Consider the following 13,448-nt stretch of genomic DNA (forward strand, 5'->3'; position numbering starts at 1 on the left):
CCGGTGGGAGGGATGAGGGTGGACGTCGAGGGGCCGCTGGTGCGGCTGAGGCTCGATCTCGGCTATGAGGGCACCGACTTCTCAGGCTGGGCCAAGCAGCCCGGACGCCGTACGGTCCAGGGGGAGCTGGAGGGCGCGCTCGGCCGCATTCTGCGCCTGGAGCCGCCGCCGGGGCTGACCGTGGCGGGCCGTACGGACGCCGGCGTCCACGCCCGGGGCCAGGTGGCCCACGTGGACCTCCCGCTCTCCGCTCTGGCGGCGGCCTCGGCGAGACGGGCCGCCGTGGTGGACGTGGAGGGCGCGTGGCCGGGGAGCGAGGCTGAGTGGCTCTCCGCGCTGATCAGACGCCTTTCCGGCGTCCTGCCTCCCGACGTCCGCGTCCATGCCGTCAGCGTCGCCCCTGAGGGCTTCGACGCGCGCTTCTCCGCGCTTTCCCGCCGGTACGGCTACCGCGTGAGCGACGCGCCCGGGGGTGTGGACCCGCTGCGCCGTCGTGAGGTGCTCTGGTACGCCCGGCCGCTCGACGTGGACCTGCTGAACGAGGCGTCCGCGCGGCTGCTGGGGGAGCACGACTTCGCCGCGTTCTGCCGCAGGCGCGAGGGGGCGACCACCATCCGCGAGCTCAAGCGGCTCGACTGGGTCAGGGGCGACGACGGGATCATCCTGGCGACCGTGGTCGCCGACGCGTTCTGCCACTCGATGGTCAGGGCGCTGGTGGGCTCCCTGCTCGCCGTGGGCGAGGGCCGTCAGCCCGTCGAGTGGCCGTCCGGGGTGCTGGCGGGAGCCGTACGGGACTCGGGGGTGCACGTCGCGCCCGCGCACGGGCTGACGCTTGAGGAGGTGCGCTATCCGGCCGCCGGGGAGCTGGCCCGGCGTGCCGCCGCGACACGCCGGGTCCGTACGCTCAGCCCGTGACCCGCTTCTCGATCACCTTGGCGGTGTGGTCCCGGAAGGCGCCGCTGACCGGCCCGAGGTTCTTGTCCTTGGCGTCCGGTGTGTGGCCGTCGGCGTAGGTCGCGTAGCTGAACACGATGTAGCGACCCCACACCAGGCCCGCCGCGTACCCACCGGAGATCGCGACGCGGTCGGCGCCGGCCTTCTCGGCGCCGTTGAGACCGCGGAACCAGACGTTGCCCGCCAGGTCCTTGGCCTGGTCGACGGTGAGCGCCGCCTGTTTCGTGGGCAGCACGGCGATTCCGGTGGTGACGGCGTAGTCGCGCTTGCCGTCGACGTATGTGGCCCGGACCACCCGGCTGCACTGCTGGCGGTCCAGCGCCTCCGCGAACGCCCCGGCGGCCGCCTGCCGGCAGTCGTCGGTGATGTTGACCTTGACCCGCCGGAAGGTCCGTCCGGCCAGGGTGACCTTCGGGTCGGGGAACGCCTCGGCGAGCGTGAGCTTGCTGGGGTCGGTCGTCTCGGAGTCGACGATCGTCGAAGCCGGCGGGCTCGCCTGCCCGGTGGCGGCCGGTGGGGCGCCGGTGGCCGACGGAGCCCGGCTGATCGGGGCCTGCGACTCACCCGAGTACGCGTAGAAGGCGGCGGCGCCGATTGCGCCCACGACGACCACGGTGCCCGCGGCCAGCAGGACCCGCTTGACGGTGCCGCCCGTGGGGCCGCCGGGAGCCTTGGCGGGCGCCAGCGGCACGGGGAGGCGGGCGCCTCCTGGCGGGCTGCCGGCGAGCGAGCCCGCGCCGGGCGGCGGCGTCACCTCGAAGCCGGGCGGCGGTGCGGCCTTCCCCGCCCTCGCCGGGGTCACCGGTGTGAAGGCGAACGGGGTCGAGCCAGGCGGGGTGGTGGGGGCCGATTCTGTGGAAGAAGAGGGCATGTGTCCTGGGGGGGTCTCGGATGGGGCCGCCGGCGTCCCGCCGGCGAGTGCGTCGCCGGGGGCGTTCGTCTGGGACGCCATGGGCGGCGCGGCATTGGAGGCGGCGGAAGGATCGCCGGGGGCGGGCCATGAAAGCCCCTCGGGAGGCGTCAGGCCAGGGGTTGGCCATGAAAGCCCCTCAGGAGGCGTCACGCCGGGAAGTGCGGCGTCTGCGAAGCGGGGGGGCGTCGCGCCACCCCCTGGAAGCGCCTGAGGCGACGGCCAGGCGGACGTGGAGGGCGAGAAGCCGTTCGCCGGGGTCGCGGCCCCGGAGATCTCCTCAGAGGCGCCCGCCGCCGCGTGGGCGGATGTCTGGTCGTTCGATTCGCCGGCGTCCGGGAGGGCGCCGGCACCGGGTGGCGGCGCGTCCGCGCCTGAAACCGCGGGTGAGCCGGAGGTGCTCGCGTCCGGTGCCGCGTGGGCGCCTGTACGGGCAGAGCCGGTCTGTCCGGCCCGGGACGGGTCGTCCGCGTCTGCCTGGGGGAGGCACGCGCGTGTCGTGGCCCCCGTCTCCTGCAGCGCGTGGGCTCCCGGCCGGGTGGGCGCGTCGTCGGGCAGGTCGCCCCCGGTCCCGTGGCCGGTGTCCAAGCCGCCAGGTGAGGCGCCGGTGAGATCGGCGGGGGAGTCGCCCGGCGAGGTGCCGGATGCGGGAGCGGACAAACCGGGCTCCGCAGGCGTGGGCGGCGTCGTGCCGGGCCGCTCGCTCGCGGCACCGCCGTCGGCCGGCTCGGCGTCCGCTCCCTGGGCCGCGTACGCCGAGGCGCGCGGGACGTCCTCTCCCGGGGCCATGTACGCGTGGGACGACGCGACCGGAGGGATGTCCGGGGAGAGGACGTCGTCCGGTTGCGTGCGGCCGTCCGGTTGTGTGCGGTCGGGATCGGCCGCCGGCTGATCGTCCCCGTAGACCGCCACAGGGGGCCAGGAGGTGCCGAAACCGGCGGAAGCGTCGCCAGGCTGCTCTCCGGCGGACGGTCGCTGCGGCTCACCGGGGAGACGCGGTGGCCAGACGGGGATGTCGCCGGGCTCGGCGGCGCGGGAGGACAGAGCGCCTGCGGGCTGTTCGGGCGTGCTGTGCTGCTCGGTCGCGCCCGGTCGATCGGTCGCGCCCGGCTGATCGGTCGCGTCAGGCTGACCGGGTGTGCCGTGCTCTGCGGGCTGAGCGGGTTCGGTGAGAGCCGATGGAGTGCCGCCGGGGGCCGGTTGAGCGCTCTGGCCGGACGCGTCCGGCGCGACGGGGCCCGAGCCCTCGGGGCCTGGCAGGGAGGGCGCCTCCGGCGAGGAGGCGGGGGTGCTCGCGGAGGGAGCGTCCGGAGATCTTGTCGCGGCGTCTGCGGGCGGCCAGGCGGGCGCGGGGCCCGTCAAGGGGCCCGAGGGGCCTTCGCCTCCGGCGGGAGCCGCCTGTCCGTGAGGGGCGTTGCCGGCAGGAGGCCGGCCGGGCCAGGCCTGTGCGCCGGTCGCTCCGGCAGAGGGCTGGCTGGGCCAGGTCTGTGCGCCGGTCGATTCGGCGGCGGGCTGGCTGGGCCAGGTCTGTGCGCCGGTCGCTCCGGCGGCGGGCCGGTCAGTGAGGCCTTGGGGCGAGGCGGTCTCCGGTATGGGGGCGGCCCACATCGGGCCTCCGGCCGACCACGTGGGGCCTGGGACCGGGGGTGCGGCCGGCGGAGGCTGCGCACCTGAATGCGGCCATCCGGCTTCGCTGGAGGAATTCGCGGGCGGTTGCACGCTGGAGCCCGCGCCCTGGCCGGTGCCGCCTGTGCCCTGACCAGGGCCGGCGTCCGGCGGCGTCGCCCCGCTGAAGGACGGCGGCGGCTGCCAGGGCTGGGGCTGTGGCGCTGGAGGTTGCCAGGCCGCGGGCTGCCAAGGAGGCGGTGCCTGCCAGGGCTGGGACGGCTGCCAGGGCGGCGTCGTGGGCGGGGTGGAGGCGGATCCCGAGGGCCCTCCGGGGGGCTGTTCGGCCGCACCTGGCCGCGTGGGGTCTTGTTCGGTCGTACCCGGCCGTGTGGGGTCCTGCTCGGTCGTCCCCCGCCAGGTGGCGTCGTATTGCACGGCAGGCGACCACGCCGGACCGCCGGGCTGGGGGGCGGCCGGGAAGCCCTCCTCGGGGCGCCCCTGCGGAGGAAACCGGGCAGGTGCGGGGGCGTCGAACATCGGCGACGTCCTGAACCGCCGCGTCGTCTCTAGGTCCTCGGCCGGGGGCGCGGGCGCGTCCGGCGGACCATAGGTGGCCTCGCCGGGCCGGTACGGGGCGTCCGGAGGGGGCGGGTACGGGGCGTCGGGTCCGGGGCGGTACGGCGTGGCGCCGGGAGCGGGCGTGCTCGGCGGGCCGTAGGCGGCGTCGCCGGGCCGGTACGGGGCGTCCGGAGGGGGCGGGTACGGGGCGTCCGGAGGGGGCGGGTACGGCGCGGCGTCAGAGGGAGCCGGGTACGGCGGGGGCGGATAGGGCGCGGCGTCAGAGGGAACCGGGTACGGCGCGGCGGGCGGCTGCGAATGGTGCGGGGTCAGCCAGCTGAACGCCGAGGCGTCCTCCTCCGGCGCCCATGCCGGTGCCTCGCCTGCGGGCGTCTGGCCGAAGCTCGGCGGGGGCATGGGGGGCGCCCCCGAGCCGTCGGTGTCCGACTCGCGGCGAGTCCCCGCCGTATCGCGTTCCTGTTCGGAACCGGAATCCTGGCCACGCATAGCCGGAAGCGTATAGGCGCGGACGCGATCGCCGTGTCCCTATGGGCGTTTCCCTATGGTCCCGGGGGTGCGCCCGGGGGCCATTTCGACCTCACGAAACGGCCCCCGACCAGACCGGTCTCAGCCGTGGCCGCCGGTGAGGGAGCGGACGTCGAGGGCAGGGAAAACAGTCGTGTCGGTGACGTCCACGGCCGCCTGGTAGAGCCGCTTGAGCTCGTTCTTGGTCGGCTTGTGGCCGTCCTTGAACTGGAACCACAGCAGCACGGCGTAGTGCCCGTGGGTCCAGCCCCCCGCGTACGCCTCGCCGCTGCCGAGCTGCTTGGTCGCGTCGTCCTTGCCGGGGAGCGGCTTGAGGAAGTCCTTGCGCTCCCCGCCGCCGCCCGCCGAGGCGACCTTCTTGGCGGCTGCCGAGGTCTTGAGGTTGGCGACGCCGACGGTGCCGATGATCGTGCCCTTGGCGTCCTTGAAGCTGGCCCGGATGAGCTGGGTGCAGCCGCCGGTCTTCAGCGCCTTGCCGATGTTCGTGCCCGAGATGCCGTCGGAGCACTTCTTCTCCGTGCGGAAGACCGTCCGGGCGTACGACCGCTTGTCGTTGACGACCGTCTTCTTGCCGAACAGCTCCCGGACGGTGAGAGGCACCTTGTCCGTGGCCCGCGAGGCGGCGTAGCCGTACTTGCCCTCCGGAGCCTGGGGGGCGATCGGTGACGCCTTCGGCAGGGCGGTCGGCGTCGGGACGGGTGCGGGCTCGTTGCGGGCGGCGACCCACAGGCCGAGGAAGAGCGCGCCGATGAGGGCGAGCAGGGCCGCCCCGAGGACGATCGGCCTGCGCCACAGGGGGGCCGGGGCGTAGGGATCCCACGGGGGCTCGGCCGGCGGCGGGGCGGCCGTCCTCGCGGCCCGCCTGCCGGGCGGGAGGTCGTCCACCGGCCCCTGGCCCTGTCCGGGCCACGGGGCGGCGCCGCTCGGCTGGTACGGCGACGCGTCTCTGCGTCCCGCATACGGCGACTGCTCGCCGCCGTAGGGCGGCTCCTGGCCGTCGCCGCGGGGCGTCTCCCAGGCGCCGCGGGACGCGTCGTCTCCCCCCCGGTACGGCGGCACGTCCCGGCGGGTGCCGAAGGGGGACCCCTCCCCGCCTCCGTACGGCGGGGCCTCCCGCTGTCGAGGCTGGTCCGGAGGGAGGTGCGGCTGGCGATGTGGTTGCTGGTCGCCGGGATAACCCATGGCCTGAGATTAGTCGGCTATGCGAACAGAAGAGGAATGGTCAGGAATAACCGAAGTCCTCGGTCCACCACGTGGTGTTCCCGTCGAAGGCCATGCCGACCCCGGTCGCCACCAGTTTGCAGGTGAGCAGCGTGCGCCGGTCGCTGCTGCTGGCCATCCAGCCGTGTACGACCCCTTCGGCGGTCTGGAAACCGCGTGCGATGGTCTCCGCGCCGCTGTTGGAGTAGCCGGCGGCGGCCATCCGCTGCCAGGGCGTCGTCCCGTCGGGGGAGGAGTGCTCGAAATTGTCGGAGGCGGCCATCTCCATCGAGTGCGCGCGGGCCGACCGGACGAGGCGGGCGTCCACCCGCAGCGGGCGGCATCCGTACCTGGCGCGCTCGGCGTTGACCAGCCGGACGACTTGGGACTCCAGCTCGGGATCACCGGGGAGGTTGTCCGCCCCGGCCGGGCCGCCTGAGATCTCCGGCGTGACGGTGTTCACCTTGGAGCCGCCGCCCGAGCCGTCGATGAGATGCGAGGGCCGGCCGCCCGCCTCCCGCCTCTTCCCCGCCACCACGTCCTGCTCGGCCATGGGCGTCTCGGCGCGGGCGACGGGGTCGAGACCCGGCCGGTCGCGATTCTCCTGCGCCGGGGCGGTCCGCTCGGGGGTGGGCGTCGGCTGGGAATTGCGCAGGTAGACCTCGTCGACGCCGCTCCTGGCCGCGGTGACCCGTCCGATGACGACGCCGATGAGCAGAACCGCCGTCGCGCATGCGAGCAGCCCCATCAACGTCCCGCTCCGGGGAGCCCATGGAGTATGCCGTTTGTGAGGGGTCTGCCACATACCGCAGTCAAATATAGGCATCTGAAGCATGGGGAAGAAGAGGCCAAGGGGGTCGGATTTAATGAACGTTCAACTGAGGTAGATGTCCGTTCCCCGCGGTGTGTGTTTTGACCACTGGTCGGCGGCACGGTAGTCTGCTTGTTCGTTGTGTGTGGACTGGTCTGCCCGCAGACCGGTGCACGGCGCGTCCGGCGTCTTCTCCCGTACATGTGGAGACGGAGGTTGTCGCCGTGCCTGCGCAACCTACCGAGAGTACACATTCCGACAGAAGGCACTGCCGTGCGCACGTTCTCACCGAAGCCCAACGACGTCGAGCGTCAGTGGTACGTCATCGACGCGACCGACGTCGTGCTCGGCCGGCTCGCCAGCCAGGTAGCGATCCTGCTCCGGGGCAAGCACAAGCCGATCTTCGCCCCGCATGTCGACACGGGTGACTTCGTCATCGTCGTCAACGCCGACAAGATCGCTCTGACGGGCAACAAGCTCGAGCAGAAGAAGGCGTACCGCCACTCGGGCTACCCCGGCGGCCTCCGCTCCGTCTCGTACTCCGAGCTCATGGAGAAGCGCCCGGACCGCGCCGTCGAGAAGGCCGTCCGCGGCATGCTGCCGAAGAACTCCCTCGGCCGGAAGATGGCGAAGAAGCTCAAGGTCTACGCCGGCACCGAGCACCCGCACCAGGCTCAGCAGCCGGTGTCGTACCAGATCACCCAGATCGCCCAGTAATCGCGAGCCAGGAAAGTAAGAGGAGAACCGTGGCCGAGCCCACCGGTATCGAGACGCTCGTCGAGGGCGAGCCTGAGGACTTCTCCCCGGAGGAGTTCCCTTCCGAGTACACCACTGAGTCGGCCCCCGCCGCCGACGGTCCCGTCCGCAAGCCCATCACCACGGGCAACTCGTACGGCACCGGCCGCCGCAAGGAGGCCGTCGCCCGTGTCCGCATCGTCCCGGGCACCGGCAAGTGGACGATCAACGGCCGTTCGCTCGACGGCTACTTCCCGAACAAGGTCCACCAGCAGATCGTCAACGAGCCGTTCGTCGTGCTCGGCGCCGAGGACCAGTTCGACGTCATCGCCCGCATCGACGGCGGCGGCGTGACCGGCCAGGCCGGCGCCCTGCGCATGGGCCTGTCCCGCGCGCTCGCCGTCCTGGACGCCGAGGTGAACCGGCCGCCGCTGAAGAAGGCCGGCTTCCTCACCCGTGACGCCCGCGCCACGGAGCGGAAGAAGTACGGCCTCAAGAAGGCCCGTAAGGCTCCGCAGTACAGCAAGCGTTAAGTTGGGACGCCTCTTCGGCACCGACGGGGTACGTGGGGTCGCCGGTCGCGACCTCACCGCGGAGCTGGCCATGGACCTGTCCGTGGCCGCGGCGCATGTCCTCGGCGATGCCGGGGCGTTCCACGCCAGCGTCGGGCGGCGTGGCCGCCCGATCGCCGTCGTAGGCCGGGACCCGCGGGCTTCAGGAGAGTTCCTGGAGGCCGCAGTGGTCGCCGGCCTGGCGTCGTCCGGCGTGGACGTGCTCCGGCTCGGCGTGCTGCCGACCCCGGCGGTCGCTTACCTGACATCGGCACTGGGGGCCGACCTCGGTGTCATGCTCTCCGCCTCGCACAACCCCGCGCCCGACAACGGGATCAAGTTCTTCACCCGCGGCGGCTACAAGCTGCCGGACGCGGTGGAGAACGAGATCGAGCAGCGGCTCGGGGAGAAGTGGGACCGCCCTGTCGGCCCGTCCGTGGGCCGGGTCAGGGAGGCGTACGGCGAGGCGGACCGTTATGTCTCGCACGTGCTCACCACGCTGCCGCACCGCCTCGACGGGCTGCGGGTCGTCGTGGACTGCGCGCACGGCGCCGCTCACATGGTCGCTCCTGAGGCGCTGCTGCGTGCGGGGGCCGTCGTCGAGACCATCGGCACGGCGCCCGACGGGCTGAACATCAACGACGGCGTCGGCTCGACCCATCTGGGCCCCCTGCGCGAGGCCGTCGTCGAACGCGGCGCCGACCTGGGGATCGCCTACGACGGCGACGCCGACCGCTGCCTCGCGGTGACCGGCGACGGCGAGGAGGTCGACGGCGACCAGATCATGGCGATGCTGGCGCTGGCGATGCACGCCGACGGCCGCCTGGTGAAGAACACGGTCGTCGCGACCGTGATGTCCAACCTGGGGTTCAAGATCGCCCTGAGGAACTCCGGTCTGACCGTGGTGGAGACCGCCGTGGGCGACCGGTACGTCCTGGAGGCGATGCAGGAGGGCGGCTTCACCCTGGGCGGGGAGCAGTCCGGCCATGTGATCATGCTGGATCACGCCACGACCGGCGACGGCCTGCTCACTTCGCTCCATCTGATGGCCGAGATGGCGCGGAGCCGGCGTCCGCTGTCCGAGCTCGCCTCGGTCATGACGAAGCTGCCGCAGGTCCTCGTCAACGTGCGTGACGTGGCCAAGTCGAAGGCGTCCGACCCCGAGCTGCTCGCGGCGGTCGCCAAGGCCGAGGCGGAGCTGGGCGACGGCGGCCGGGTGCTGATCCGGCCGAGCGGGACCGAGCCCATGATCCGCGTCATGGTCGAGGCCGGGTCGCACGAGCAGGCCGCATCGATCGCGGACCGTCTGGCGGAGGTCGTCCGCACGGTCTGCGCATGATGTGACGCAGGGATCGTCACGACGCCCGGCGGGGGGATGTCCCCGGCGGGCGTCGCTGCGTCTGCGACCTGTACGCCCCGGGTCACGGCCATGGTCGCGGCTCTGGTCACTGCTCCGCGAGGCGGGTCAGGGCCGTGCGGAGGGCGCGGCCGGTCTTCGAAGGTCGCGAACGCCCTGACGCGGTCAGTCCTCGCCGGAGAACCTCTCCCAGGCGGACTGCCGTGTCATGCCCAGCGCGCCGCCGATCCTGGCCCAGGTGACGCCCCGATCGCGCAGACGGCCCACCCACACCTTCATGTCGGCCTCGATCTGCGCGCCCACCGAGGCGACGCGCGGCAGGAACTCCAGGATCTCCTCGTCGGTCATGGTGTCCGGCCAGGGGATCCGTTCGACGTCCGGGGGATCGGCCGGCATGCCGAGGATGCTGTTGCACAGCTGCACGCACTGGTCGCAGATGTAGACGCCGGCGCCGGCGATCAACTTGGTGACTTCGGTCTTCGGTTTGCCGCAGAACGAGCATCGGATGTCCTGGTCGGCGAGTGAGGGGGCAGGCATGTCGCTTCCTGAAGACAGTTGTCAGGCATCTCCTGACGAGTGATCGTCAGCCTACGATGTCAGGTGCCCCCTGACAAGCCGTCCGCGACGATCGGTCCACCGAAACGGAAGGACCCCGCCAGGCACGCGCCCGGCGGGGTCCTCCATGGCGGGAGTGGCTAGTCGTCGCCGGTGAGTGACAGCGTGCGGAGGCGCTGCCCGGCCCACAGCAGCGCGCCGAGCGTGACAATGATCATCGCGGGTATGGCGAAGCCGAGCGTGACGTCGGTCGAGAAGAACGGCGACGACGACACGTGGTCGGCGATCGACTGGGCCCACTGCTGGATCGAGAACTTCCTCGCGCCCGGCACGTAGTTGCCGACGACGCCCTCCCATACCAGCGCGTAGATCACGCCGACCGTGACGGCGTGCCGGGTGATGACGCCCAGCAGCAGGAACACCGCCGCGTAGGCGACCCCCCCGAACAGCGCTCCGAGCGTGAAGCCGGACGCCACCCCGGACTCGCCTCCGGTAAGCAGGTACGCCGCGATGTACGTCGACACCGCCCCGAACGCGACGACGAGCGAGGCGGCGACGACGAACTTGGTCACCGCGATCACCGGCCGGGAGATCGGCTTGGCCAGCAGGTGGATGATCGTGCCGTCCTCGATCTCCGGCGCGATCACGCCGGTGCCGGCGATCAGCCCGAGCAGCGGCAGCATCGTGCCCACCGCGAACGACTGCATCAAGATCACTGCTGTGTGCTCGTTCGGCCCGCCGATGAGCCGCAGCAGCGCGGCGATCGCGATGAGCGCCACCGGAAGCAGCACCAGCAGCCAGATCCTCTTGCGCCCGAGCATCGCCCGGTACGTGATGTCCGCCACCACGGTGTTCATCTGTCTCGCTCCGCTCGAGTGCTCGACGCGCCGTCTCGTGTGTTCATCGGGCGCTCCCGGAGATCAGGTAGGAGAAGACGCTCTCCAGGTCCTCGTCGGTGGGGGACAGCTGCCAGAGGTGGACGCCGAGGTCGCGGGCGATGCGCGGCAGCAGGGCGGTGAAGCGGCGGAAGTCGACCGCCTGCACCTCCAGCCCCTGCTGCGTGAGGGAGACCGCGCTCGACGAGGGGTCGCCGATCAGCGCGGCGGCCAGCCTGCGGTCGTCGCTCGACCGCACCCGGAACAGGTGCGGCCGGTCCGTCATCCGCCGCCGGATCTCCCGGTAGTCGCCGGAGGCGGCGTGCCGCCCGGCGACGAGGACCTCGATGTGATGGGCGACCCGCTCCACCTCTTCGAGGATGTGCGAGCTGAACAGGATGGTCCGCCCCTCCTCGCCCATCCGGCGGACCAGCTCCATCAGGTGCAGCCGCTGCCGGGGGTCCATGCCGTTGAACGGCTCGTCGAGGAGCAGCACCCCGGGGTCGTGGACGAGGGCGGCGGCCACCTTGACCCGCTGCCGCATGCCCTTCGAGTACGTCTCGATGCGGCGGTCCCTGGCGCCCGCCATCTCCACGAGGTCGAGAGCGCGCATGGCGGCCTCGGCGGGGGAGGGAAGCCGGTGCAGGCGGGCGGCCGACAGCACGAACTGCCAGCCGGTGAGGAAGCCGTAGACGGCCTCCCTCTCCGGGACGAGGCCGATCGTGCGGTAGACGTCGTGGTTGCGCCAGATGGGCCGGCCGTCGAGAGTCGCGGTGCCGCTCGACGGCGCGAGGAATCCGGCCATCATGTGCAGCAGCGTCGACTTCCCGGCGCCGTTGGGGCCGAGCAGGCCGGTGACGCCGGGCCCGACCGTCATCGTGACGTCGTTCACCGCCACGACGTTGCCGTACCAGCGCGACACCTGGCCGAGCTCGACGACTCCCTGCCGGGTGGTCACCGGTGACGTGGTCGTGGTCATCAGGAGGCGGCCTTCCGGTAGCGCAGGAGGATGCCCGTCACCGCGACGGCGATGACCGCCACCACGATGAAGCACGGCCACGGGCCGGGCGGGTAGCCGTCCCCGTTGGACGGATCGACCCCGAACAGGGCCACCTGGACGGCGTCGACGAGGAAGAAGGGGTTGGCCAGCAGCGCCCATCGGGCGGCGGCCTCGTGGCCGACCGACAGCAGCACGCCGTAGAAGACGGTCGAGACGCCGGCGGTGAACATGTAGAACGCGATCACTGTCGCCACGCCGAGCCCGCGGCGCGGGGTGAACGACGCCAGCGCGATGCCGAGCGAGGAGAACAGCAGGGCGTAGACCACGGCCCCCACCATCGCGGCGACGTAGGCGGAGGTGCGCGGAGGGCCGGGCAGGTCGACCAGCAGCTCGCCCACGTACACCACTGTCAGCGGCACGGCCAGCAGCAGGAACAGCGCGACCGACAGCGCGGCCAGCTTGGCCACGACGTAGTCGACGACCGACACGGGGCGGGACAGGTACAGCGGCAGCACCTTGAACCGCAGGTCCGGGGCGACGAGGTACGGCGACTGCGCGGCGAGGAAGACGGCGATGACGGCCTGCATCCAGATCGCGTAGTTCGTATAGTTCCCCAGCTTCTGCGCGGCCAGAGCCATCGCGCCTATGAGCACCACGGCGGGGAGGAACATGATCGCCGTCAGCAGCAGCGGCATGATCTTGGCTCTGGCGGGCCGTCCGAGGCCGAAGACACCGCGCAGGCTCTGCACGGCGAGGGCGACCGTGGCGCTCGCGCGGCCCAGGCGGGGCCCGTCGTAGTGGCGGTATCCGATGTCGTGGATGACCGCTGTGGGCTGGGATGTCATGCCACCGGCTCCTTGAACACGTCTTCGATACGGCCGCGGCGCTGCTCCAGCCGTACCAGGCTGAGGTTGAGGTCGCAGACCGCGTCGCGCACGGCGTCGTACGTCCGCCCGGGGTCGGCTCCCGCCGGCACCCGCACGGTCAGCACCCGGCCCTCCACGGCCACCTCCTCGCCGATCCCGGCCAGCCGGTCGGCGAGCGGCCGCCAGCCCTCCTCGACCTCGACGGCGATGCTCTCGCTGGCCCGGGTGAACTCGCGGATGGCCGACGACCGCAGCAGCCGCCCGCCGTCGATCACGATGACGTGGTCGCAGACCCGTTCCAGCTCTCCCAGCAGATGGGAGGTGACCAGCACGCTGATGCCGAACTCGGTCCCGATGCGCCGGATCAGGGCGAGCATCTCGTCGCGGCCCTGCGGGTCGAGGCCGTTGGTGGGCTCGTCCAGGAAGACCAGCCGGGGGTCGTGCACGAGCGCCTGGGCGAGCTTGACCCGCTGGCGCATGCCGGTGGAGTAGCCGCCGATGGGCCGGTAGCGCTCCTCGTCGAGCCCGACGTGGCGCAGCGTGTCGGCGGCGCGCTCCCGGGCGGCGGTACGCGGCAGCCCGGACATCCTGGCCATGTGGACGACGAACTCGGTGGCCGACACGTCCGGGGGCAGGCAGTCGTGCTCGGGCATGTAGCCCACCGCCCGCCGGATCTCCTGACCCTGGGCGGCCGGCTCCATGCCGAGCACGCTGGCCCGGCCCGCGGTGGCCGGCAGCAGGCCGAGCAGGATCTTGATCAGCGTCGACTTGCCCGCGCCGTTCGCGCCGACCAGGCCGGTGACCCCCGTCCCGGCCGCCACCGTCAGATCGTCGAGCGCCGTGACGCGGGGGAACCGCTTGGTCAGCCCCTCGGTTGCGAAGCTCGGGATGGTGCTGGTCGTCATGGCCCGAACCCTATCCG

11 protein-coding genes and 1 pseudogene are annotated in these 13,448 nt (G+C 72.4%); 4 read left to right on the forward strand and 8 right to left on the reverse strand.

What is annotated here, in order from left to right; translation table 11 throughout:
• The first annotated feature begins 12 nt into the window (after positions 1–12).
• A complete protein-coding gene (gene truA / locus AB0B72_RS10545) occupies positions 13–915 on the forward strand; it encodes a tRNA pseudouridine(38-40) synthase TruA (protein ID WP_367738337.1) in 903 nt (300 codons plus the stop codon).
• Here the strand turns inward: truA and AB0B72_RS10550 are convergent.
• From AB0B72_RS10550 to AB0B72_RS10560, 3 genes are all read right to left on the reverse strand, one after another.
• On the reverse strand, positions 905–4,537 hold the full coding sequence (locus tag AB0B72_RS10550) for a hypothetical protein (RefSeq protein WP_367738338.1): 3,633 nt from the start codon (positions 4,535–4,537) through the stop codon (positions 905–907). The genes truA and AB0B72_RS10550 overlap by 11 nt on opposite strands.
• 120 nt (positions 4,538–4,657) lie before the next feature.
• A complete protein-coding gene (locus AB0B72_RS10555) occupies positions 4,658–5,758 on the reverse strand; it encodes a hypothetical protein (RefSeq protein ID WP_367738339.1) in 1,101 nt (366 codons plus the stop codon).
• A 40-nt stretch (positions 5,759–5,798) separates the two neighbouring features.
• The gene (locus AB0B72_RS10560) at positions 5,799–6,524 is read right to left on the reverse strand and encodes a CAP domain-containing protein (RefSeq protein WP_367738340.1); all 726 of its coding nucleotides are present in this window, start codon (positions 6,522–6,524) and stop codon (positions 5,799–5,801) included.
• Between the two features lie 336 nt (positions 6,525–6,860).
• Between AB0B72_RS10560 and rplM the strand changes: the two genes are divergently transcribed.
• The 3 genes from rplM to glmM are packed head-to-tail and all read left to right on the forward strand — an operon-like array spanning position 6,861 to position 9,212.
• Positions 6,861–7,304, forward strand: a complete 444-nt coding sequence (rplM, locus tag AB0B72_RS10565) for a 50S ribosomal protein L13 (protein WP_367738341.1) — start codon at positions 6,861–6,863, stop codon at positions 7,302–7,304.
• Between the two features lie 29 nt (positions 7,305–7,333).
• A complete protein-coding gene (gene rpsI / locus AB0B72_RS10570; RefSeq protein ID WP_367738342.1) occupies positions 7,334–7,855 on the forward strand; it encodes a 30S ribosomal protein S9 in 522 nt (173 codons plus the stop codon).
• 1 nt (position 7,856) lies between these two features.
• A complete protein-coding gene (glmM, locus tag AB0B72_RS10575) occupies positions 7,857–9,212 on the forward strand; it encodes a phosphoglucosamine mutase (RefSeq protein ID WP_367738343.1) in 1,356 nt (451 codons plus the stop codon).
• A gap of 417 nt (positions 9,213–9,629) precedes the next feature.
• On the opposite strand, the pseudogene AB0B72_RS10580 reads toward glmM, so the two are convergent.
• The 5 genes and pseudogenes from AB0B72_RS10580 to AB0B72_RS10600 form a co-directional block, all read right to left on the reverse strand.
• Positions 9,630–9,767: pseudogene (locus tag AB0B72_RS10580) on the reverse strand (ClpX C4-type zinc finger protein); the annotation flags it as partial.
• Positions 9,768–9,925: 158 nt separating this feature from the next.
• On the reverse strand, positions 9,926–10,642 hold the full coding sequence (locus AB0B72_RS10585; protein WP_367738344.1) for an ABC transporter permease: 717 nt from the start codon (positions 10,640–10,642) through the stop codon (positions 9,926–9,928).
• 43 nt (positions 10,643–10,685) lie between these two features.
• On the reverse strand, positions 10,686–11,639 hold the full coding sequence (locus tag AB0B72_RS10590) for an ABC transporter ATP-binding protein (protein WP_367738345.1): 954 nt from the start codon (positions 11,637–11,639) through the stop codon (positions 10,686–10,688).
• The gene (locus tag AB0B72_RS10595) at positions 11,639–12,505 is read right to left on the reverse strand and encodes an ABC transporter permease (protein WP_367738346.1); all 867 of its coding nucleotides are present in this window, start codon (positions 12,503–12,505) and stop codon (positions 11,639–11,641) included. Before AB0B72_RS10595 ends, AB0B72_RS10590 begins: the two co-directional genes overlap by 1 nt.
• Positions 12,502–13,431, reverse strand: a complete 930-nt coding sequence (locus AB0B72_RS10600; protein ID WP_367738347.1) for an ABC transporter ATP-binding protein — start codon at positions 13,429–13,431, stop codon at positions 12,502–12,504. The genes AB0B72_RS10595 and AB0B72_RS10600 overlap by 4 nt, the downstream gene beginning before the upstream one ends.
• Positions 13,432–13,448 lie beyond the last annotated feature (17 nt).

This window comes from Microbispora sp. NPDC049125, assembly GCF_040802045.1.
Lineage (GTDB): Bacteria > Actinomycetota > Actinomycetes > Streptosporangiales > Streptosporangiaceae > Microbispora.

Coding starts and splice junctions, on each gene's coding strand:
- AB0B72_RS10585 (WP_367738344.1), bottom strand. CDS start 10,642: ATGAACACCGTGGTGGCGGACATCACGTACCGGGCGATGCTCGGGCGC.
- AB0B72_RS10555 (WP_367738339.1), bottom strand. CDS start 5,758: ATGGGTTATCCCGGCGACCAGCAACCACATCGCCAGCCGCACCTCCCT.
- AB0B72_RS10595 (WP_367738346.1), bottom strand. CDS start 12,505: ATGACATCCCAGCCCACAGCGGTCATCCACGACATCGGATACCGCCAC.
- AB0B72_RS10560 (WP_367738340.1), bottom strand. CDS start 6,524: ATGGGGCTGCTCGCATGCGCGACGGCGGTTCTGCTCATCGGCGTCGTC.
- AB0B72_RS10550 (WP_367738338.1), bottom strand. CDS start 4,537: ATGCGTGGCCAGGATTCCGGTTCCGAACAGGAACGCGATACGGCGGGG.
- AB0B72_RS10600 (WP_367738347.1), bottom strand. CDS start 13,431: ATGACGACCAGCACCATCCCGAGCTTCGCAACCGAGGGGCTGACCAAG.
- AB0B72_RS10590 (WP_367738345.1), bottom strand. CDS start 11,639: ATGACCACGACCACGTCACCGGTGACCACCCGGCAGGGAGTCGTCGAG.
- truA (WP_367738337.1), top strand. CDS start 13: ATGAGGGTGGACGTCGAGGGGCCGCTGGTGCGGCTGAGGCTCGATCTC.